The organism is Klebsiella sp. CB_Kp196 (assembly GCF_040061575.1).
GTDB classification, from domain to species: Bacteria; Pseudomonadota; Gammaproteobacteria; order Enterobacterales; family Enterobacteriaceae; genus Klebsiella; species Klebsiella michiganensis.
On sequence record NZ_JBEAFH010000043.1, the window covers coordinates 21,354 to 43,119 of the forward strand.

At 55.5% G+C, this 21,766-nt stretch carries 22 protein-coding genes; 15 read left to right on the top strand and 7 right to left on the bottom strand.

The features are described 5' to 3' along the window. Positions 1-6 precede the first annotated feature (6 nt). Positions 7-333: a DUF883 family protein gene (locus tag ABLU87_RS12905; protein WP_004123945.1), complete on the bottom strand. Its 327-nt coding sequence runs from the start codon at positions 331-333 to the stop codon at positions 7-9. A gap of 149 nt (positions 334-482) precedes the next feature. Between ABLU87_RS12905 and ABLU87_RS12910 the strand changes: the two genes are divergently transcribed. Then, positions 483-833 carry a DUF2002 family protein gene (locus tag ABLU87_RS12910; protein ID WP_004123942.1) on the top strand — a complete coding sequence of 117 codons (351 nt, stop codon included), beginning with the start codon at positions 483-485 and terminating at the stop codon, positions 831-833. A 41-nt stretch (positions 834-874) separates the two neighbouring features. Here ABLU87_RS12910 and alaE read toward each other — a convergent pair whose 3' ends face one another. Next, positions 875-1,324: an L-alanine exporter AlaE gene (gene alaE / locus ABLU87_RS12915; protein ID WP_004853442.1), complete on the bottom strand. Its 450-nt coding sequence runs from the start codon at positions 1,322-1,324 to the stop codon at positions 875-877. 705 nt (positions 1,325-2,029) lie between these two features. Between alaE and stpA the strand changes: the two genes are divergently transcribed. After that, positions 2,030-2,431 carry a DNA-binding protein StpA gene (stpA, locus tag ABLU87_RS12920; protein ID WP_014839288.1) on the top strand — a complete coding sequence of 134 codons (402 nt, stop codon included), beginning with the start codon at positions 2,030-2,032 and terminating at the stop codon, positions 2,429-2,431. 46 nt (positions 2,432-2,477) lie between these two features. On the opposite strand, the gene ABLU87_RS12925 is transcribed toward stpA, so the two are convergent. The 3 genes from ABLU87_RS12925 to ABLU87_RS12935 form a co-directional block, all read right to left on the bottom strand. Continuing rightward, on the bottom strand, positions 2,478-2,657 hold the full coding sequence (locus tag ABLU87_RS12925) for a hypothetical protein (RefSeq protein ID WP_014226493.1): 180 nt from the start codon (positions 2,655-2,657) through the stop codon (positions 2,478-2,480). Between the two features lie 91 nt (positions 2,658-2,748). Beyond that, positions 2,749-3,270, bottom strand: coding sequence for a rhodanese family protein (locus ABLU87_RS12930; protein WP_014226492.1), 522 nt, complete (start codon positions 3,268-3,270; stop codon positions 2,749-2,751). A gap of 9 nt (positions 3,271-3,279) precedes the next feature. Next, the gene (locus ABLU87_RS12935) at positions 3,280-3,579 is read right to left on the bottom strand and encodes a metalloregulator ArsR/SmtB family transcription factor (RefSeq protein WP_014226491.1); all 300 of its coding nucleotides are present in this window, start codon (positions 3,577-3,579) and stop codon (positions 3,280-3,282) included. 182 nt (positions 3,580-3,761) lie between these two features. On the opposite strand from ABLU87_RS12935, the gene ABLU87_RS12940 reads away from it, so the two are divergent. Continuing rightward, entirely contained in the window at positions 3,762-4,358 is a 597-nt protein-coding gene (locus ABLU87_RS12940; RefSeq protein ID WP_025107295.1) for a phosphatase PAP2 family protein, read from the top strand. Between the two features lie 13 nt (positions 4,359-4,371). On the opposite strand, the gene ABLU87_RS12945 is transcribed toward ABLU87_RS12940, so the two are convergent. Then, positions 4,372-6,159: a sigma-54-dependent Fis family transcriptional regulator gene (locus tag ABLU87_RS12945; protein ID WP_122117977.1), complete on the bottom strand. Its 1,788-nt coding sequence runs from the start codon at positions 6,157-6,159 to the stop codon at positions 4,372-4,374. Positions 6,160-6,408: 249 nt separating this feature from the next. Between ABLU87_RS12945 and ABLU87_RS12950 the strand changes: the two genes are divergently transcribed. The 7 genes from ABLU87_RS12950 to ABLU87_RS12980 all read left to right on the top strand — a co-directional run bounded on the left by ABLU87_RS12950 (position 6,409) and on the right by ABLU87_RS12980 (position 15,425). Beyond that, a complete protein-coding gene (locus ABLU87_RS12950; RefSeq protein WP_004853428.1) occupies positions 6,409-7,929 on the top strand; it encodes an aldehyde dehydrogenase family protein in 1,521 nt (506 codons plus the stop codon). 664 nt (positions 7,930-8,593) lie between these two features. After that, entirely contained in the window at positions 8,594-9,190 is a 597-nt protein-coding gene (locus ABLU87_RS12955) for a fimbrial protein (RefSeq protein ID WP_122117149.1), read from the top strand. A gap of 160 nt (positions 9,191-9,350) precedes the next feature. Beyond that, on the top strand, positions 9,351-10,010 hold the full coding sequence (locus ABLU87_RS12960) for a molecular chaperone (RefSeq protein ID WP_122117148.1): 660 nt from the start codon (positions 9,351-9,353) through the stop codon (positions 10,008-10,010). Between the two features lie 28 nt (positions 10,011-10,038). Further along, on the top strand, positions 10,039-12,573 hold the full coding sequence (locus tag ABLU87_RS12965; protein ID WP_122117147.1) for a fimbria/pilus outer membrane usher protein: 2,535 nt from the start codon (positions 10,039-10,041) through the stop codon (positions 12,571-12,573). A gap of 48 nt (positions 12,574-12,621) precedes the next feature. Beyond that, on the top strand, positions 12,622-13,686 hold the full coding sequence (locus ABLU87_RS12970) for a fimbrial protein (RefSeq protein ID WP_064375310.1): 1,065 nt from the start codon (positions 12,622-12,624) through the stop codon (positions 13,684-13,686). A gap of 135 nt (positions 13,687-13,821) precedes the next feature. Next, the gene (locus tag ABLU87_RS12975; RefSeq protein WP_014226484.1) at positions 13,822-14,616 is read left to right on the top strand and encodes a CatB-related O-acetyltransferase; all 795 of its coding nucleotides are present in this window, start codon (positions 13,822-13,824) and stop codon (positions 14,614-14,616) included. A gap of 35 nt (positions 14,617-14,651) precedes the next feature. Further along, a complete protein-coding gene (locus ABLU87_RS12980; protein WP_004853415.1) occupies positions 14,652-15,425 on the top strand; it encodes a transporter substrate-binding domain-containing protein in 774 nt (257 codons plus the stop codon). A 39-nt stretch (positions 15,426-15,464) separates the two neighbouring features. Here the strand turns inward: ABLU87_RS12980 and ABLU87_RS12985 are convergent, their stop codons facing one another. After that, positions 15,465-16,385 (bottom strand): LysR substrate-binding domain-containing protein, encoded by a 921-nt coding sequence (locus ABLU87_RS12985; RefSeq protein WP_048260140.1) that lies wholly within the window; start codon positions 16,383-16,385, stop codon positions 15,465-15,467. Between the two features lie 145 nt (positions 16,386-16,530). On the opposite strand from ABLU87_RS12985, the gene ABLU87_RS12990 reads away from it, so the two are divergent. From ABLU87_RS12990 to ccmB, 5 genes are all read left to right on the top strand, one after another. Next, positions 16,531-17,307, top strand: a complete 777-nt coding sequence (locus tag ABLU87_RS12990) for an SDR family oxidoreductase (RefSeq protein ID WP_064358799.1) — start codon at positions 16,531-16,533, stop codon at positions 17,305-17,307. 63 nt (positions 17,308-17,370) lie between these two features. Beyond that, complete coding sequence (locus tag ABLU87_RS12995) at positions 17,371-18,564, top strand: MFS transporter (protein ID WP_014839275.1); 1,194 nt, start codon at positions 17,371-17,373, stop codon at positions 18,562-18,564. Positions 18,565-18,969: 405 nt separating this feature from the next. Then, the gene (locus ABLU87_RS13000; protein ID WP_057173722.1) at positions 18,970-20,364 is read left to right on the top strand and encodes a cytochrome c peroxidase; all 1,395 of its coding nucleotides are present in this window, start codon (positions 18,970-18,972) and stop codon (positions 20,362-20,364) included. Between the two features lie 7 nt (positions 20,365-20,371). Beyond that, positions 20,372-21,013 (top strand): cytochrome c biogenesis heme-transporting ATPase CcmA, encoded by a 642-nt coding sequence (gene ccmA / locus ABLU87_RS13005; protein WP_122117152.1) that lies wholly within the window; start codon positions 20,372-20,374, stop codon positions 21,011-21,013. Further along, positions 21,013-21,669, top strand: coding sequence for a heme exporter protein CcmB (gene ccmB / locus ABLU87_RS13010; protein ID WP_086074038.1), 657 nt, complete (start codon positions 21,013-21,015; stop codon positions 21,667-21,669). Before ccmA ends, ccmB begins: the two co-directional genes overlap by 1 nt. Positions 21,670-21,766: the final 97 nt, after the last annotated feature.

The following is a 21,766-nucleotide window of genomic DNA, read 5'->3' on the forward strand; positions in this document are numbered from 1 at the left end:
GTTTTATTATCGACGTAAATTCAGCAATACGCCAATAAATACCCCAACGGCAGCTGCGGCGCCGACGCTTTGCCACGGTTTATCGCGCACGTAGCTGTCAGCGCAGCCCATGGCATCGCACGCCGCCTGCTGAACGCGGTTATTGCCGTTAAGCCGCGCGCGGGTCTCTTTCAGCAGCGCCTGCGCTTTTTTACGCGCGGCCTCCGCTTCGTCCTTGGCGTCGCTGCCCCATGATTTCAGCACCTCTTCCAGCGTATCCGCTAATTGGCTGACATCATTATGGATATCTTCAGCGCTCTCTTCTACGTTGTTGCGGTTTGCTCGGTTGGCCATTGGTTTCTCCCTTAATTCCATTGAGTCTATAAGTGTAGGACAAGATTTTGAATTATGCTGTAAATAGCCCTTTATGGAATATTCCGAAAGCGTTGCCTTTAATGAATAAGGTAAGGTTAACGTGCGGTAAAAGATAATGAGGAATGAGTATGTATTTAAGACCCGATGAGGTGGCGCGTGTTCTTGAAAAAGCCGGCTTCACCATGGATGTTGTGACGCAAAAAGCGTACGGCTATCGCCGTGGCGATAATTATGTTTATGTGAACCGTGAAGCTCGTATGGGGCGTACCGCGTTAATTATTCATCCGGCTTTAAAAGAGCGCAGCACAACGCTTGCGGAGCCCGCGTCGGATATCAAAACCTGCGATCACTACGAGCAGTTCCCGCTCTATTTAGCGGGCGATGCTCAGCAGCATTATGGTATTCCACACGGGTTCAGTTCGCGCATGGCGCTTGAGCGTTTTCTGAGTGGCCTGTTTGGCGAAACGCAGTATAGCTGACAAAAAGCGGCTGGCTGAACCAGTCGCTTTTTTGTATCAACTCAGGCTTTGGCCTGCTGATAGGGGCTGACGCGAAACAGGCGGCGGCAGTAGTCGAGGAAATAGCCGTAAGCTGCGCCCATCATCATCGATACCACGATGTTGGAACTTACCGCCGCGGCGATCTGATGCCAGTCGGCGCCGACAACCAGCAAAATCGCGACGTATACCGGCGACTGGAACGTCACATAGGCCACCACATCCGCAATATTCTTCATCCAGCCGGACGCGCTAATGCGGCGCGCCTGGCGCATCGCGAAATCGCGATAAAAACCGTAAGGCACGGCAATAATAATGTTCACCGGAATCGCCACCAGTCTCGAAGATAACGACTGCTGGAAGGTCATTCCGGAGAGAAAAATTTCGATCATCATGTTCACAACGGTGCAGTACACCACCATCGCGAAGGTGTCTGCTACCGCATGACGCAAGCGGGACTGCGCAGAGAACATTGGTATGCTCCTCGAAAATGAAGTCGATAATGCCAAAAGATTCGCGGTTATTCAGCGTTTTTGGGTGCCTGTTTTGATGTGCGTAGATTATATCTCTGCATTAAAAGAGGCAACTAGCTATAAATTTTTATTTAAAGGCTTTTGGTCGATAAAATACTCTGCGTCAGGCTATTTTTTGTTCGTTACGCTACTTTTGTTCTCTTTGTTGATTTTTTTATTGTTTTTCAATTGGTTGTAAAATAAATACGTCATATGGATGAGAGCCAATCCGGGTTGTGAGGGGGGATTTCGCGACAGAATCGCGTAGCGGTGTGAGTTGTGTCACTTTTGGCGTTTTTTACACGTATAAAAGAGGAATGGTAGCATTATATGCTGATTTGTCTGCTGGGTGGGCATTCGGATTTTTTGCATGACTATTCTATAAGCGCCCGTAGCGCCCTGCGAGGCGCAACCGTAAATATACGGATAACCTGCTGAGCAAACAGGTAATAAGATAAAGACGTTGCCTGGTGAATAGTATTATTTGCAAAAGAATTTATTCAGTGTTGATAATTTCGCTTTTATCGATTTGTTTGCCTTATTAATTGCTAAACATTTCTGGTGCTATATCAGGAATTAGTGAAAGGCTGGAAATACATTATCATATCAATTAAACTAGCGCCGTAATCTTTGTTTCATTTGCTATTTGGGAATTTTTTGAATTATATGTCATTACTATTAGAGAAATTGAATAATATCCGTTCACTTCGCGCCATGTCCCGTGAATTCTCCATTGACGTGCTTGAAGATATGCTGGCAAAGCTAAGGACCGTCACTGAAGAAAAACGCGCTGAGGAGCAGGCGGCTCAGGCGCTGCGCGCAGAACATCAGGAAAAAATAAATACCTGGCTGGAATTAATGATGGCTGACGGCATTACCCCTGAACAATTAGCGGGCTACAACAGCGCTTCCCCGAAAGGGAGCAAAAAGCGCCAGCCGCGTCCGGCTAAATATCGTTTTACCGACCATACCGGCGCCGAGAAAACCTGGACCGGTCAGGGACGTATGCCGAAGCCGCTGGCTAAAGCGGTGGCTGAGGGAAAATCCCTCGATAGCTTCCTGATCTAATATTGAAAACGGTGGGGAGACCCACCGTTATCGTTAGCCGGCTTAATCAGCACACGCCAAAATCGCCGTCTTCTTTATAAGCCGTCACATCGGCGGCCTTCAGCGTATATTTCTCACCCTGCTCGTTGCTTGCCTGAACGGCAATAATGCGATCGTCCTGGACTTCAACGACTTTAAGTTTTGGCCCACCCGCGCGCGGTTGTACCAGGTCACCGACTGAAAACATACTGCTTCTCCTGTGTGCTGATGAATCTTTTCGCTGACATAACCATAGCTCAGCAAAAGCGTTACCAACAGTCTCTCAAAAGAGGTAGAGGCTAGCGACGGTTCCAGGGCATCAAAGCCAAAAGACGCGCCATACCGCAAAACCCGGTAATACCGGCAAAGGTTAAGCCGGCGCCGACGAAGGCGCTAAGCAGAAAAAAGCCGCTGCTGAAAGCATAACCTAAAGCGACGCCAAGCAAAATCAGGGCGCCGGCGACGATCTGTACCTGACGCATAAGCGGCAGCGGCTGTGATTTATCCTCTTTCACCGGCAGACCGGCCGCTTTCCACGCCTGAATTCCGCCAGCCAGCAGCTTTACCTGCGCCGGTGCGGCGGCCTGCGCCAGACGGGCCGCGTTATTTTGGGTGCGCGATCCCGCCTGACAGTGAAAAATAATCGTCTCTTCGGGACTGGCGTGCAGCGCTGCGCCATTCGTCAGCGTCGCCAGCGGCACGAGCTCCGCTCCGGGAATATGCTCGCGGGCGTATTCATCGGCATCGCGGATATCGATCAGCCGGCCGCCCCGGGCGACGAGCGCCTGGGCTTCGGCAGGCGAAAGAGTAGCAATAGGCATAAAGGCTCCTTAAGGACAATAGATTGACTTCAGCGCGGCGACGATTTGCTGAACCGCTGGCCGGGTAATGAAGTAGTGAATGCGCTGCGCCTGACGTTCGCAGCCGATCAGGCCTTCATCACGCATCCGCGCCAGATGCTGGGAAGTTGCGGAGGGGCTCAGCCCGGTTATCCGCGCCAGTTCGCCGGCGCTGGTGCCCGGCGCATCGCATAGCATGCACAGAATCAATAGCCTGCTGGGATGGCTCATGGCTTTCAGCAGCGCGGCGGCTTCGCCGGCGCTGGCCTGTAGCTGTTCGGGTGTATTCATTTATTTTAGTCTTTTCTAAATTTAATAAAGTCTAAAATAAAAAAGCGTATTACGCCAGCAATGGCTGCCGCTGTGGCTAAGCAGCGTGGCCAAAACCAGGACGATTCTTGAGCGCCGGGTTAAGCGTAACTTAAGCCAGGGTGGCGATAATGACGGAAATATGACTGTCGCGAGCTACCGCCATGAACGCACTGGAAACCCTTAATCAAAGCGCCTTTTTAGCGCTGAACGCATCGCCCGGCACGCCGGAGGCGATCCTGGCATTGGCGCGTTTTTCAGCTAGCGGGATCATCTTTGTGGTTCCGGCCATTCTGCTCTGGCTGTGGTTTTCCGGCGGGCGGCAGGGTCATCGGCAGGCGCTGTTTTGTACCTTGAGTATTCTGATCGCGCTGGGATTGGGATCGATCTGCGGAATGCTGCTGTTTCATCCGCGGCCGTTTATGATCCCGCTCGGCCATACCTGGATAAATCATCCGGCGGATAACTCTTTCCCGAGCGACCACGGCACGGTGATGTTTAGCGCCGCGTTTGCACTGCTCTCGCTGCGTTCACGCGCCGCGGGGCTCTTTCTGCTGCTGGCGGCGCTGCCTGTGGCCTGGTCGCGGATCTTTCTTGGGGTTCACTTTCCGCTGGACATGGTGGGGGCGGCGTTGGTTTCAGCCTGCGGCGTCTGCGTCGCGAAGCTTATCTGGTCGGGCATTGGGCACCGCTTAACCTCCCTGTGTGAAGCGATAAGCAGACGCCTGTTCGCCTGGCTACCGCCGCGCTTCACGCCCTGAGCGAATCAGAAGGCTATGCGCTATGGCTTCCGCGACGGGCCGCACGGCGATACAGCGTACTGCGGGCGACGCCTAACGCCTGCGCGGCCTTACTGATGTTGCCGTTATAGCTTGCCAGCGTGTCGGCAATCAGCTGCGCATCGTGCTGCTGAAGCCCGCGCAGCGGGCGGGCGACGGGCGGGCTTCGATACTCCAGGGGCAAATCATCTATCCCCAGCGTTTCACCCTCTTCGGCGAGGGCCAGCAGTACCCTCAACACACTTTGCAGCTGGCGGACGTTGCCCGGCCAGGGATGAGACGTCAGATGTTGCACAACTTCCGGGGCCAGCGCGATGCGACGCTTTTCTCCGCCCAGCTCGCGCCACAATCGTTGGATAAACCCGGACAGTTCAGGCCATTCGCGCAGGGGCGGCAGCGTTAAAGCAAACTCACGCAGGCGGTAGAGCAGGTCTTCGCGGAAGGTCCCTTCCGCGACGCGCTGCGCCAGATTGCGGTGGGTGGCGCAAATCACCGCGAAATTAACCGGCGAGCTCTGGCTGGCGCCAAGCGGCGTGACCTCTTTCTCCTGTAAGATCCTCAGCAGCCGGGTCTGAAGCGTTAACGGCATATCGCCAATCTCATCAAGAAACAGTACGCCGCCGTCGGCTTCGCGAATTTTGCCGATGTAGCCGTTTTTGTTTGCGCCGGTAAACGCCCCGGGCTGGTAGCCAAACAGCTCGGATTCAATCAGTGATTCCGGCAGCGCGGCGCAGTTGATGGCGACGAATTTGCCGCCGCTCCAGCGGCTGTGCCGGTGCAGGGTACGGCTGACGTACTCTTTGCCGCAGCCGGTTTCGCCTTCGATACACAACCCAATCCCGGCGTTAAGCAGGCGCAGCAGCTTTTCGCCTTCGCGCTGGCTGGAGAAAGGCAGCTCGAGGGTGGGGCGTGCGGTCACCGCCACGCCAGCGGTCACGGGAGCGCGTAGACGGTAATAGTAGTTTCGATCTCCGGCGACGAGCGGCAGCGGTACGCTGACGGCGGTTTGCCGCAGCTGCGGAAAAAGCTGCTGGAACGTGAGGTGGCCGAACCGATCTGCGTTAAGTGAGAACTCGCGCATCGCCAGCCGGTTAGCCGCCATCAGCACATTGTCGGTAAAGACCAGCAGACATTCGTCGACGCCGTCGAGCTTTTCCAGCTGAGGATGCAGGCTCATCAGCCACTGTTGCGGATGCAGACTCTGTTTAACCCACAGATATTCTATCTGCTTCGCGGCGCCTTTTACCCACGCCAGCGTGCGGGCGTGCGGGTACCGGGCCGGGCCGGAGATATCCAGCACCCCGGCTATTTTGCCATCGGGACTTTGCAGCGGCACGGCGGCGCAATAAAGACCCTGGTTACTGGTCAGAAAATGCTGGCGGCCATCGATTTCGCAGCTGTCGTCAATCGCCAGCGCGGTGCCAATGGCGTTGGTTCCGCGTCCGCTTTCGCTCCACAGGTTGCCCGGCGCTAAAGCGAAGCGCTGCGCTTTCTGCATGGCGTGCGTATCGCCAAAGGTTTGCAAAACCAGACCGCTGGCGTCAGAGAGAACCACGACGGATTGCAGAGCGTTGACTTTGCGGGATAGCTCATTAACGACCGGCTGGGCCAGCGTTTGCAGGCGGCTGTGTCTGGCGAGCCTGTCGGCCAGTTCGCTGGCGTGCAGGCGAGGGAAGTCATCCGTGGCGGGGTCGAGGCCATAGCGCTGGCTACGGCACCAGGAGTCGCTGAGCAGCGGGTTCGCTTCGATCTCTGGCGTCAGGGCAAACGGATTTCCTGGCACGGGACACCTCGTCGTTTAATTTGTGTTGCAATATTGTAGCTATATGGTTTTCGTGGTGTTGCGATTTGCGACACATAAGAGAGATTCTGTGCGACAGAAAGTGACGTAACCTATCTAATTCATTGAAAATTAATTTCTTTTTTAAAATATAAAAAATGGCATAACCCCTGCAATAGACGAGAGACGCAGCGAGCCGCCGTACAAAACTAATATGCCGCTGCCCTCAACCCTACATGAAGGAGATTCGCGATGCGTTATGCTCATCCTGGCACACCGGGCGCTTTGGTTTCACTGAAGTCAGCCTACGGTAACTTTATTGACGGTAAATTTGTTGAACCCATCGGTGGAGAATTCTTTATGAATACCTCCCCGGTCGACGGTAGCAACATCGGGCAGTTTCCGCGTTCTGATGCCAAAGATATCGACTTCGCCCTTGATGCGGCGCACCGGGCCGCCGACGCCTGGGGCAAAACGTCGGCTCAGCACCGCGCTAATCTGCTGCTGCAGGTTGCCGACCGTATTGAGGCCAACCTGGAATATCTGGCGGTAGCGGAGAGCTGGGATAACGGTAAGCCGATCCGCGAAACCCTCAACGCCGACCTGCCGCTGGCGGTCGATCACTTCCGCTATTTCGCCGGCTGCCTGCGCGCGCAGGAGGGAAGCACGGCGGAGATTGATGAAACGACGGTGGCTTATCACTTCCATGAGCCTCTCGGCGTGGTCGGACAAATTATTCCGTGGAACTTCCCGCTGCTGATGGCCGCCTGGAAGCTCGCTCCGGCGCTGGCTGCGGGCAACTGCGTGGTGCTGAAACCGGCAGAGCAGACGCCGCTCAGCATTACATTGCTGCTGGAGATTATTGGCGATCTGTTCCCGGCGGGCGTCCTTAACGTGGTTCAGGGATTTGGCAAAGAGGCGGGCGAAGCGCTGGCAACCAGTAAACGCATCGCCAAAATCGCCTTTACCGGCTCAACGCCGGTAGGCCGCCATATCATGGCCTGCGCGGCGGAAAACATTATCCCCTGTACCGTTGAGCTGGGCGGTAAATCGCCGAACATCTACTTTGCCGACGTGATGGAAGGCGAAGAAGAGTATATCGAGAAGGCGGTTGAAGGCCTGGTTCTGGGCTTCTTTAATCAGGGTGAGGTCTGCACCTGCCCGTCCCGCGCGCTGATTCAGGAGTCTATTTACGAGCCCTTTATGGCGCGGGTCATGGAGAAGGTGGCGCAAATTCGCCGCGGCGACCCCTTTGATACCGATACGATGATCGGCGCGCAGGCGTCGCGTCAGCAGTTCGATAAGATCCTTTCCTATATTAAGATCGCTCGCGATGAAGGCGGAAAGATCCTGACCGGCGGCGAACGCGCCAGCATCTCTGCCGAACTGGATAACGGTTTCTATATTCAGCCGACGCTGATTCAGGGCCGCAACGATATGCGCAGCTTCCAGGAGGAGATCTTTGGCCCGGTTATCGGCGTCACCACTTTTAAAGATGAAGCCGAGGCGCTGGCTATTGCAAACCAAACCCAGTTTGGCCTTGGGGCCGGGGTGTGGACGCGGGATACCAACCTGGCTTATCGCATGGGGCGCGGCATTAAGGCCGGTCGGGTGTGGACCAACTGCTATCACATCTACCCTGCGCACGCCGCGTTCGGCGGCTACAAACAGTCCGGCGTAGGGCGCGAAACCCATAAGATGGCGCTCAATGCCTATCAGCAGACGAAGAACCTGCTGGTGAGTTACGGTACCGCGCCGCTGGGCCTGTTCTGATCGTCTCTGTCAGCTATTTATTTTAGGATAACCCGCAATCTTCAGCATCGATTGTGGGTTTATTATTCCACAAAGAAAGTGTTGTTATTCATCTTTCCTCCCCGGCTTTCAGATGAAATACACTTGTCATCAATATCTCCTGCTTATAATGACTCGCGTGATTATTGTTTATTCGATAACGAAAATAAGATAAAAGCCAATCTAAGATTTATCCTAATATTCTATAAAAACCCAGTCCGCTCACAGAATTATTGCCGAAAAATCGCGGTGAAATTAGGGGTGGTTGTTAAATTACGCCACCTGATGTTGCTTTTTGATGTTATTGTATCGTGATTTTTGGTTGCATTAATTAACAATGCGCATAATGTTTTTAATATTATCTTTATATGTAAAATAAAACAGCATTTCATTAACATAACAAAATATTGCGATTTGTAATCGGTAGGGATAGTATTTATTTGTTACCTTAATAAAGGGTTTATCAATTTCGCCGAAGAACTTCTTTTTATCAAAATAGCCAATTAAGCAGCTTATTTTTGCTGCCTGATGTCCTGCGGACGGAACGCGAATATTATTAACATGGAGGATCTGCACGCAGATTTGCCCGGGGCTTAAGCCCTCGCGCACAATCTGTCGAAAATATAAGTTAGAGATGAGATGAATAATGAAAACGCAATTTCGTATTATGGCAATGTTTGTCGGTGCTCTGGTGTCCGCTAGCGCAGTATCCTCGCCTTCACAACCCGCCAGATCGGCAATGACCGTTAACCCCGGTTCTAATGCGGGCACGCAGGGGACGGGTGGGCAGGTAGAATTTACCGGATCGATTACCGATTCCTCCTGTAATGTTGATAGCACCAGCGCAAATCAGAGCGTCGATCTGGGGAAATGGGCGAGCAGCTATTTTACCGGCGCAGGTTCTGAAACGACCAAAACCGCCTTCCATATCAAAGTGAAAGATTGTCCTTCTACCGTTACCACCGTCTCGGTGCTATTTGACGGTACCCGCGATACCAACAATAGCGATCTGCTGGCGATTAACGGTACCGCAAGTGGGGTAGCGATAAAGCTGTATGAAGATGATAAGTCGACGCCGGTTGATCTCGGCGCCGTCTCACGCGGCCACAGCGTTACCGCTGGCGCGAGCGGCGCGGCAACGGGTACCGCCGATCTGGAATTCTTTGCTGACTATGTCTCAACCAGCGCGGTTTCCGCCGGTTCTGCCAACGGTACGGCCAACTTCAATATGGTTTACAACTAATACCCTGGAAGCGGGTAAAGCTGCGGTTATTCATGGCTTCCCACGCCGGGTAAGCCGCCAGCCGCCGCCCGGCTGAAATAGGGTCGGCATAATTAATGCAGATTATTTATCAGCTTCAGGCAGTGATACCCGCTTTTATTATTCCCGGACGGTAGTCATTATGAAACGAACGATCGCCGCGATAGCCTTTTTATTGCTATCAACTGCGGCACAGGCCGGTATTGTCATGGGAGGAACCCGTGTTGTTTATCAGGAAGGGAAACGTGAAGCCGCAATATCGGTCACCAATGCTGATACTCATTCACCTTATCTGGTGCAATCGTGGGTAGAAAACTATGCGGAAAACAATAAAAGCCGGGTGCCTTTTATTGTGACGCCGCCGCTTTTCCGTCTCGATCCTGAACAGCAGAACGTATTGCGTATTAACTATATTGGTGGAACGCTGCCCACCGATCGCGAATCCGTTTTTTGGCTCAATGTGAAAAGTATTGCTCCAACGAAACAAGATGAAGTGAACAAGCTTCAGGTCAATATTAAATCAAAGTTTAAGATCTTCTATCGCCCGAATGGTCTGGCGGGCGAGCCTGACGATGCATGGCGCAAGCTGACGTTTAACATTGAAGGTTCCAGGCTGGTTGCCCAAAACCCGACGCCCTATTTTGTCTCCTTTTTTGTTATTTCGGTTGGCGGTACAGATATTCCGCAACCCGGCATGATTGGCCCCTTTGAACATAAAGCGTGGCCGATTACTCATTCCGGGGTAGTTAAATGGCGCGCCATTAATGACTTCGGTGGTATTACGGATTACGCGCAACAGTAATTAATTTGCTTCGCCTGGTCAGGATATTGTGAAAAATAACACTTCGGATATGACTCCCGTTTATTCGGCGATCGCGGCGCCAACCGGCGGGATTTTATTATTGCCGACGGCGCTTTTTCTGCTGTACCAAAGCGGTATCGTGCGGGCGGAGGACTACTTTGATCCGGCGGCATTAGAATTTACTAATCCGCAGCAAAAGACCGCTGATTTACACTATTTTGCTAAAGCTGGCGGCCAGCAGCCCGGGACATACCCGGTCAGCATTTGGGTGAATAACCAGGAGATAGCCCAGGGCGAGGTGACATTTGTCGACAGCAACGGCGAACTGCGGCCGCAGTTAACCCCGGCGCAGCTGGCGGAATATGGCGTCAACGTCAGCGCTTTCCCGGCGTTTAATACCCTGCATGAGGGAGAAACGTTTACTCGCATCGAGCGCTACATCCCCGATGCCAGCAGCCGTTTTGATTTCGCCACTCAGCGTCTGAACTTAAGTATTCCCCAGGCGGCCATGAACGCCCAAAGCCGCGGAGACGTGGATCCGGCACGCTGGGATGACGGTATCCCGGCGGCGTTTGTTAACTATAACCTGACCGGGTCGCAAACCCGGCAGACGGATGACAGCAGCCGCTCCAGCTACCTGAATCTACGCAGCGGGGTTAACCTCGGTGCCTGGCGCCTGCGTAACGTCTCGTCGATGGAGTATGACCGGACCCGGCGCTGGAATTCTCAGAGTACCTGGCTACAGCGCGACCTGAAGTCACTCAAAAGCCTGCTGCGGATGGGCGATACCTTTACGACCGGCGACGTTTTCGACAGCGTGCAGTTTCGCGGCGTTCAGCTGATGTCCGATGATGAAATGCTGCCGGATAGCCAGCGCGGCTTCGCCCCGACGATCCGCGGAATGGCGCACAGCAACGCCAAAGTCACCATCTCCCAGCATGGCTACGTTATCTATGAAACGTTCGTCTCGCCGGGAGCGTTTGCGATAAACGACCTCTATCCAACGGCGCAAAGCGGCGATCTCGAGGTGCAGGTAAAAGAGAGCGATGGTTCGGTGCGGACCTTTACCCAGCCCTTTTCAGCCGTCCCGTTTATGCTGCGGGAAGGACGCGTGAAATTCAGCCTGAGCGCCGGACGCTACCATTCGGAGCAGAGCCAGGCGCGCTCGCCGACGTTTTTGCAGGGTACGCTCTTTTATGGGCTACCGGCTGAATTCACGCTCTACGGCGGTAGCCAGCTGGCGCAGGATTACCAGTCGTGGGCGCTCGGCGTCGGGCGCGGTTTTGGCGAGCTCGGATCGCTTGGAGGCGATGCGACATGGGCGAACACCACGACGCCGTCGGGAAAGCGCTCGGCCGGCCATTCGGTACGGGTGCAGTACCAGAAGGATTTTGCCGGCACCGGCACCTCATTTAGCCTCGCCAGCTATCGCTACTCCTCAGGCGGTTATTACGACTTCAGCGAAGCCAGCGCGCTTGAGAGCCGCAATGGCCTGCTGGATAACAAGCGCAGCCGCGAAGAGGTCTCCCTTTCTCAGGCGTTTGGCGGTATGAGCAGCCTGGCGATTTCCGCCTGGTCGCAGGAGTACTGGCACCGCCAGAGCCGCGATGAAACGATCCATCTCGGTTTTTACAGCGCCTGGCGAGGCGTTTCGTGGGGCGTGGGTTATTACTACACCCAGTCATCCGATCGCCAAAAAGACGATCGCTCGTGGTCCTTGAACCTGAGCATTCCGCTTGGCGGCCCGCTGTCCGAGAGCGCGGTTAGCTACAGCACCACCTCCGACAATAACGGACGCACCTCGCAGCAGGCGTCGCTGTACGGTTCGCTTCCGCGCAATCCCAATCTCTACTACTCCCTTCAGCAGGGCTACGTTAACGGCGGCCAGGGCAGCAACAGCAGCGCATCGCTCGATTACCACGGCGGCTATGGAACCGCGCAGCTCGGCTATCGCCGCGATAGCGCAAGCCATCAGCTGACCTGCGGCGCATCGGGGTCCATCGTCGCCCATCCTCATGGCGTGACGCTGGGTCAGACCGTCGGCGAAAGCTTTGCCATCGTACGCGCGCCGGGTGCCGCCGACGTGGCGATTCAGAACGGCAGCAACGTGCATACCGACTGGCGGGGCTATGCGGTGGTGCCCTCGCTGACGGCGTATCGCAAAAACACCATTACGCTCGATACCGAATCGCTGGCCGACGATGCCGATGTTGAACTTGAAGGACAGACGGTGATCCCCGGCGGCGGGGCGGTGGTGCAGGCAAACTATCAGACCCACATCGGCAGCCGCGTGCTGTTTACCCTTCGCGATAGCCACGGCCCGCTGCCGTTCGGCGCCAGCGTTCGCTTGCGTAAAGCAGAAGACGATCGGGGCGCGGCGCCGGGCGGCATGGTGGCGGATGGCGGGCAGGTCTATCTGAGCGGTATTCCGCAAGAAGGGACGCTCGATGCCGCCTGGAACGCCGACAATCTCTCACGGAGATGCGCGCTGCATTTCCATCTTACCGATACCGTACAGCAGGGGCAGAGTCCGGTTAAAACCGTCTCTGGCCTCTGCCAGTAGGTCTGCACAGAGGTGATTTTGCGCATAGTATCGTTTTTATTCCTGCTGATGGCGGGGATTTATAGCCACAGCGGCTGGGCGGAAACCTGCAGAGGAGATATCGGCCAGATGACCGTGAACGTCCAGAATATCAAGTACCTGCCCACGCTGCCGTTGAATACCCAGATGACCGGCATGATGGCGGATAACGGCAGCGGGATTCATTTCTCCTGCGATCTTCAGGTGCCGAAAGCGGCGGCAAAGCGTCTGGTTTATCGGCAGCTAAAAACGGCCTCAACGCCGCTGTCAATCGGCGGTCAGCACGTGTTCCCCTCAGCGCTGGACGGCATAGGATACTCGCTGGGCTTCCAGTGCAGCGGCGGCGCCGTTCGCTTTATTGATGGCAGCCATGCGGCCGGTAATGGGGAATCCGTGACGGTTTGCGACAGCAATGAGATGGCTAATCTGCTGAACCAGCAGCAGATTGTGGTGAAAGTCTTTGTGACGTTTTATAAGACCGGTAATGTCGCCCTGGTCAGCGGCAACCACGCAAACGTTCCGGCGCAGCCGCAGATTGGCGAACTCACTATCCAGCAGCAGGCCGACAGCCACAGCGGTTTTGTCGCCAGCTCGCCGGTCACGCTCGATATGGCGGCGCTGAATGTCGATATCGGCAGCAGCGGCAGCTGTCAGGTTTCAACCGCGAATATTCACGTTAGCCTCGGCACGGTAAATAAAGCGGAGTTTAAGGGCAAAAACACCACCGGCGGCGTCGCGAAGCGCTTCTCCATACCGGTCTTCTGCTCCACGCCAACCGATATCCGCATCGGCTTTTTTGGCGTCACCTCGCCATCCGGGGGAACGGATACTCTGGCGCTAAGTAAAGCAAACGCCTCCGCGAGCGGTGTGGGCGTCAGGCTCACCTACGGCAATAACAGTGCCCCAGCGCCCGCCGCCGGAACCGGCGTCAAAATCAATGAGGCCAGTAACTTACCTGTACTCAAGCGGATTACCGCCAGCAGCGCGGGGGCGGCGGAAAATATCAACTTTAACGCCCAGTACGTACAGACGGATGACGCGGTAACCGCCGGTACCGCCAATAGCATGGTGACGTTTGCGCTGGAGTATAACTGACCGTCGCTTTCGCGCTGTCGCTCACAAAAAAGAGAAGTCATAACGATTTTTCGCACGGCGAGCGGATCGGTACGCTATCAATGATCGAGAGATTAAGCGGCTGTCCGGGAATACTTTTGTGCGGGAAAATCGATAATGAAAATCGCCTTTGGGGAGCTTAAGCCACTATTGCAGGCGCAGCGGATTTTTGTCGGCGGGCAGACGCTGGCCTGTAGCCACGCCTTTTACCGTGACGACCTGTCGATTGAGATACCGGAAAACTTAGCCACCGAGGCCTATACCACCTACTGGGGACGCTGCGGCGAACGGCTGGCCTCGCTGGGCGCCTTTAGCTATACGCGAACCCTGCTGCCGGCGCTGATTAACGTGGGGCGCTACACGTCGATTGCCGATCGGTTACAGGTGCTCGGCGACCGACATCCCCTGGAGTGGGCCAGCGCCAGCCCGGTGTTTTATGCCCATCATTCCGGCGTGATGGCGACGCTGGCTGCCGATAGCGGCAGGACCAACCAGTTTTATCCTTTTGCAAAAACGCCCCGGCCGATAACCATCGGCAACGATGTGTGGATTGGCCAGAATGTCACCCTGGCGCAGGGGATTACTATTGGCGATGGGGCTGTCATTGCCGCCAACGCGCTGGTGGTCAAAGACGTCGCACCGTACGCCATCGTCGGCGGTAATCCCGCGAAGATCATCCGCATGCGCTTCAGCGAGGCGATTATTGAGCAGCTGATGGCGCTACGATGGTGGCGTTACTCCGCCCAGGATATTGCCGGGTATCCGGTTAATCAGGTTGAGCGCTTTTGCGAGCAGCTCGCCGGGCGGGTGGCCGAAGGAACGATGCCGCCTTTCTCGCCGCCGGTATTGACGGTATCCATGATTAAAGATTTTATAAACAATAAACAGCATCCGCTGCGCAGCGCGGTGTAATCATAAACGGTTCACATTTGAACAAGGATATAACGATGAAGTTGAAGTCAGGTCTTGTTTTCGTCATCGCTGCCGTCGCCTTTGGCGCCCAGGCGCGCGACATGAACAGCATTCAACAAAGCGGCGAACTGAAAGTCGGCGTCCCGGGGGATTACGCGCCGCTGGCGTTTCATAATAAAGCCGGGGAGCTGGTGGGCTACGATGTTGATATGGCGAAAGATCTCGGCAAGCGGCTTGGGCTAAAGGTGAGCTTTGTGACGACCAGCTGGCCCACGCTCTCCGCCGACCTGAAGGCCGATAAGTTTGATATCGCCATGGGCGGGGTGACGGAAACCGCAGCGCGGGCGAAAGATTTCGCGTTAAGCCAGCCGGTGGTGCCGAACGGCAAGATTGCGCTGGCTAACTGCGCGGCGGCGCCGGCGCTCGGTAGCCTGGAAAAAATCGACCAGCCAAACGTGAAGGTGGTGGTGAATCCGGGCGGCACCAACCAAAGCTTTGTCGATGAACATATCAAGCAGGCGCAGATTATTCGGGTGAAAAACAATATCGATAACCTTGAAGCGCTGCGGCAGAAAACGGCGGATATGATGGTGACCGACCTGATTGAGGGCGTCTATTACCAGAGCAATGAACCGGGCGTGTTTTGCGTGGCCAATGAGCAGCCGTTCCCGGGTACCGCCAGCTTCAAAGTCTATATGATGAATAAAGATAACCCGCAGCTGCTGGACAAGGTTAACCAGTGGCTGGCCAGCCAGGACAAAAACGTGCTGAAACAGAAGTGGCGCATTCATGACCAGCTAAAACCATAAAGCAATAAAGGTTTTCTATGCGGGTGTGGCGGAAGATATTCAGCGTATCGGGTTTTCCGCCAGCACATCGTGAAGCAGCCAGTCATAAAACACCTTCACTTCCGGGCGCATGACCGCATGCTGGGGCGTCACAATATAGTAGGACCAGGTGAGCGGCCAGCGGCGGGCCGGGTGTAGCTGAACGAGCTGGCCGGTGGCGAGGAGCTGTTGTACCAGCGCCCGGCGAACAATAGCGACGCCGCGCCCGCTGAGCGCGGCCAGGATGACCGCCGACGTTGAGTTAATATGCAACCCGCTATCGCGCGCCGTTGGCGCCTGAGTGGCCTCCAGCACTTCCGCCCATGATGGAAAGCTGGCGCCGGGATAGGGCGTATCATCATGAATCAGCTTTTGCGCCGCCAGCCACTCGCCGCAGGCGGTTTTGTCTGCCGGGACGATTAGCGGGCTGCACACCAGCACCGCTTCTTCATCCATCAGCCAGGTTTTATTGACCCCGGGCCAGTCGCCGCGACCGCAGCGTACCGCCAAATCCGCTTCGCCGTGGGCCACGTCCATCAGCTTTTCCGTAACGTTGAGACGCAGGTCGATATTATCATGGACTTCAGAGAAGCGGTTTAAGCGCTCCATCAGCCAGTTCATCATCAGCACCTGCGAGGCGGTAATCACCACCACGGAACGCGCCCGGCGGCCGCGAAGCTTATTCAGTCCGCTCTCCAGCTTATCCAGCCCCTGAGTAATATCCTGCAGCGCCGCCTGCGCCTCGCTCACCAGGGTGAGACGCTCTTTACCGCTACGGGTACGGTGCAGCAGCGGATGGCCGACCCACTCTTCCAGCGCCCTGACCAGCTGCCCGACGGCGGCGGGCGTCACGCCCAGCTCGCGCGCCGCGCCGGTAAAGCTGCCGTGGCGGGCGGTGGCTTCAAATGCGTGAAGCCATTTCAGTCGGTTAAGCGAACGCATGGTGAATATCCCTCAGTGAATTTGCGTCTCAGTATAGGTCATCAAGATAGATTTTCTTTGTCGTTGGGCTATTTCTTCTCATTCGTCAGCGCGCTGCAGGAAAGGCATGCTTAGGCTACACAAATCAAGCGTGAAGAGGTGAATGATGAATACGGTGTTTATGGGGAAAAAGCTGTTAGTGGTTGGCGGGACCAGCGGTATGGGGCTGGCGACGGCCAAACGGGTGGTGGAGAATGGCGGCAGCGTGGTGCTGGTGGGCAATCGTCGGCAGAAGGCCGAACAGGCGCGTCAGGCGCTGGCGGCAGCGGGGAAAGTGGATGTTATCGTCGCTGACCTGATGAGCGAAAGCGGTATGCAGCAGGTTATGGCCGCTATTAACGCGGAACATCAGGATATCAGCCTGCTGGTCAACGCCGCCGGCGTTTTCTTCCCGAAGCCGTTTATCGAACATGAAATGGCTGACTACGATCGGTATATGCATCTCAACCGCGCGACGTTTTTTATCACCCGCGAGGTGGTGCGCAATATGCTGGCTAATGGCATCAAAGGTTCGATTGTGAATATCGGCTCGATGTGGGCGCAGCAGGCCATCGGCGCAACGCCGTCGTCAGCCTACTCCATGGCGAAAGCGGGTCTGCATGCGCTGACCAAAAATCTGGCGATTGAGCTGGGCGGCAGCGGGATTCGGGTCAATGCGGTATCGCCGGCGGTGGTGCATACGCCGATATATGAAGGGTTTATCCCTAAAGAGGATGTGAAGGATGTGATGAACAGCTTTGACGGCTTCCATCCCATTGGCCGCGTCGGCACGCCTGATGATATCGCGCAAACCGTGGCGTTTCTGCTCAGCGATAGCACCCGCTGGGTGACCGGCGCGGTTTGGGATATTGATGGCGGCGTGATGGCTGGTCGTCATGCCTGATTACGTTCATTATGTCAGTCAGGGTATTGGCATAACGCAAACGAATTCAGGATAAAGAGAGTCATGAGCGCTGAGATAACGCTGCCCGTCGGACAGCAAAACCAAAATATTGTTCGCCTGGCGACGGCGCAGGCGCTCGCAGGGGCAAACTCGGTGGTGTTTTACGCCACCGGGGCGATTGTGGGCAACGCCATCGCGCCCTCGCCGACGCTGGCTACGCTGCCCATCACCATTTTTGTGCTGGGTATGGCGGCCTGTATTTTGCCGTTTGGCGCGCTGGCCAGAAGACGTGGGCGCAAAACGGTCTTTATGGTCGGTACCGGCGCCGGCGTGTTGACGGGAGCGCTGGCGGCGCTGGCGGTCGCGATCGCTTCGTTCGGGCTGTTCTGTCTCGCGGCCTTTTTCGGCGGCGCCTATGCGGCGGTGGCGGTGTCATTCCGCTTTGCCGCTACCGACGGCGTCAGCGGCGAGCGGCGCGCGCGGGCGCTCTCGCTGGTTATGGGCGGCGGCGTGGCGGCGGGGATCATCGGCCCGATGCTGGTGACTGCGACCATGAATTTGTGGCCGCCGCACACCTTTGCGATGACCTTTATCGCTCAGGGGCTGGTGGCGGCGGTATCCGCGCTGGTCTTGCTGGGAGTAAAAACCCCCGAGCCGGCGGCGCAGGCCAAATCGGGCGGGCGTCCGCTGGGCGAAATCGTGCGCCAGCCGGGGTTTTCCCGGACGGTTTTTAGCGGCGCAATATCCTATATGGTGATGAACTTCCTGATGACCGCGGCGCCGCTTTCCATGCATATGCACGGGATCTCCCAGCAGGCGTCGAATCTGGGCATTCAGTGGCACGTGATCGCCATGTACGGTCCCGGATTTTTTACCGGCAAGTTGATTAATCGCTTCGGCGCCCGGCGTATTAACGCGGCCGGTTTAGTTCTGCTGCTGCTGTCGGTGATGGTTGGCCTCGCCGGTATCGACGTGATGCACTACTGGCTGTCGCTGATCCTGCTGGGTATCGGCTGGAACTTCGGCTTTACCGGCGCGTCGGCACAGATTATGGATTTCCACCGGCCGGAAGAGAAAACTCAGGTGCAATCGCTGAATGATTTTATTGTCTTCGGCGTCATGATGATTGGCTCATTTTCCTCGGGCGCGTTGATGAATCTCTTCGGCTGGAATGCCGTGCTGTGGGGATCGCTGGTGCCGGTTGCGGTTGCGCTGATCGCATTGTTGGCAGGCCGACGCCCAACGCTAAGGGGTTAATCCTCTTAGCTTTTCAAACGCAGGCGGAATTATTTTTCCGCTTTTTATTTCTGCCGCGAGAGCAAATTTAAAATATGAATTGGTAGGGTGAGATAAAATTCATCTCTCTTTTTTACTGCTTAATGGAAACACGCTAATGTGAATCCTCTCATTAATGTTTTACCCGTTTATATAATAAAAATGAATACATGGAAAATTGAGCAAGGGAGTGAGGTTTTTAGCCGCCGCGCGCAGTGCAGAATAATATAGTGATGATAGGGTGTGGTTATTATATCTATAGGCCCTGCCTGTCATCGGCTTTGACGTTAATCAATATCCACGGCGCCGTCACCGCTATGATGTTACGTGAAACTATAAATATAAAACGTCATTATCTCAGCTGCAATGCCTCAAAGGAATGATCTTATGAAGAAAATTGCGACCATTACAGCCTCGGTCATTACCGCAGGCGTGTTATGTTATTTAGGGTTGTCAGGCTATATCTGGTATTACGACAGTCAGCGTATTAAAAAAAACGACGTCCGGCTCTCGGCGGTTGCCGAGAATAATAAAGTCCTCTCTTTTTTTAATGAAAAAGGTTGCGACTATTGCCACACGCCCTCGGCGGAGTTGCCCTTTTACGCCGCTTTTCCCGTTGCCAAACAGCTGATGGATTATGACGTACAGCTGGGATACAAATCCTTTAACCTTCAATCCGTGCGTACGTCACTGATTGACGATAAACCCGTTTCACAAAGTGGATTAAACAAGATTGAGTGGGTTATGCAGCATCAAACGATGCCGCCTACGCGATACGTCGCGCTGCACTGGGCCGGCGGCGTTAGCGACAGCGAACGTATTGAGATACTCAACTGGATTAAGCACCAGCGCGAGCGCTACTATGCCAGCGCTGATACCGCCGCGAAGCATCGCAATGAACCTCTCCAGCCGATCCCTAAAAAGCTGCCCGTTGATGAGCGGAAAGCTGCGCTGGGTTTTCGTCTTTATCACGACGCGCGAATGTCCGGGGATAGCACCATTTCTTGCGCACACTGCCATGCGTTAAACGCGGGCGGGGTCGATGGCAGAAAAACGTCTATCGGCGTGGGGGGCGCTGTTGGGCCAATTAACGCGCCAACGGTATTTAACGCCGTCTTTAATATTGAGCAATTCTGGGACGGACGGGCATCAACGCTGCAAGAACAGGCCGGTGGCCCGCCGTTAAACCCCATTGAGATGGCATCAAAATCCTGGGGAGACATTATTAATAAACTGGATAAAGATCCCGTATTGAAAAAGGATTTTTTAGCCGTTTATCCGCAAGGTTTTAGCGGTGAGCGCATCACTGACGCTATCGCTGAATTTGAAAAAACATTAATTACCCCCGACGCGCCATTTGATAATTGGCTGCGCGGTGATGAAGACGCGCTGACCGCGCAACAAAAACATGGCTATCAGCTATTTAAAGATAATAAATGTGCTACCTGTCACGGCGGTATTATTCTCGGCGGCCGCTCTTTTGAACCGCTGGGGCTGAAGCGTGATTTTAATTTTGGTGAAATCACGGCTGCTGATATTGGCCGAATGAATGTGACGAAAGAGGTACGGGATAAATTACGCCAAAAAGTGCCGGGGCTACGCAACGTGGCGCTCACCGCGCCCTATTTTCATCGCGGTGATGTTCCGACGCTTGATGGCGCAGTAAAACTGATGCTGCGCTATCAGGTCGGTACGGATTTAGCGCAAAAAGATATCGATGATATTGTCGCTTTTCTGCATAGCCTGACCGGTGTTTATACGCCGTATCAGCCGGGGCAATAACGGGATGATGAGCGAAAGTTCCCGGAGCTGGCTCAGGGCCATTAAACTGCACTGCGAACGCGATGGTCGGACGCTGCTGAAAGATTTTTCATTCAGCGTTTCGGCGGGCGATTGGGTGCAGATAGCCGGAGGCAACGGTGCGGGGAAAACCACTCTCCTGCGCCTGCTTACCGGGCTGGCCCGCGCTGATGCCGGAGAAATCTACTGGCAAGGGCGCCCTCTGCATCGCGTGCGCGATAGCTACCAGCAAAACCTGCTGTGGATTGGCCATAAGCCGGGAATCAAAGCCAGGCTGACCGCCATGGAAAACCTGCGCTTTCTCCATCAACACGATGATATCGCCCAGTGCCGGGAGGCCCTTAAGCAGGCCGGGCTTGCCGGCTTCGACGATATTCCTGTTAACCAGCTCTCCGCCGGTCAGCAGCAGCGCGTGGCGCTGTCGCGCCTCTGGCTGACCCGCGCCCGCCTGTGGATCCTCGACGAACCTTTTACCGCCGTCGATACGGAGGGCGTCGAACGCCTGATTCAGCGCATGGCGCAGCACACGGAGCAAGGCGGCATCGTCATTTTCACTGCCCATCAATCAATTAGCGCGGCATCCGACAGGATTCGACGCATTGCGCTGTGCGGCGAGAGGGCGGAACCGTGATGTGGCGGATTTTTTGCCTTGAACTGCGGGTCGCGTTTCGCCATCGCGCGGAAATCGCCAATCCGCTGTGGTTTTTTCTGATTGTCATTACGCTGTTTCCGCTTGCCGTTGGTCCGGAGCCGCAGCTGCTGGCGCGGCTGACGCCCGGCATTATTTGGGTCGCTGCGCTGCTCTCCTCGCTGCTGGCGCTCGAGCGCTTGTTTCGCGACGACTTACAGGACGGCAGCCTTGAACAGCTGATGCTGCTGCCTTTACCGCTGCCGGCGGTGGTCGTGGCTAAAGTGATGGCTCACTGGGTGGTCACCGGTGTGCCCCTGCTGATCCTGTCGCCGCTGGTGGCTCTGCTGCTGGGCATGGACGTCTATGGCTGGAAAATTATGGCGCTGACCCTGCTATTAGGGACGCCGACGCTGGGGTTCCTCGGCGCGCCGGGCGTGGGGCTCACCGTCGGACTTAAGCGCGGCGGCGCGCTGTTAAGCATTCTGGTTCTGCCGCTGACTATTCCCTTACTTATTTTTGCTACCGCCGCGATGGATGCGGCCTCCATGCATCTGCCCGTGGCGGGGTATATGGCGATACTGGGCGCGCTGCTGGCGGGCAGCGCAACGTTAAGCCCCTTTGCGACGGCGGCGGCGCTACGCGTCAGTCTGCACTAGCGCGGTTTTTGATGGATGACGCTTATCAGGTTTGCGGCGCCGGGGATCCAGGCCCGGGCTTATCAATGGATTTATCTTTATTTCTGGTGACTGAAAT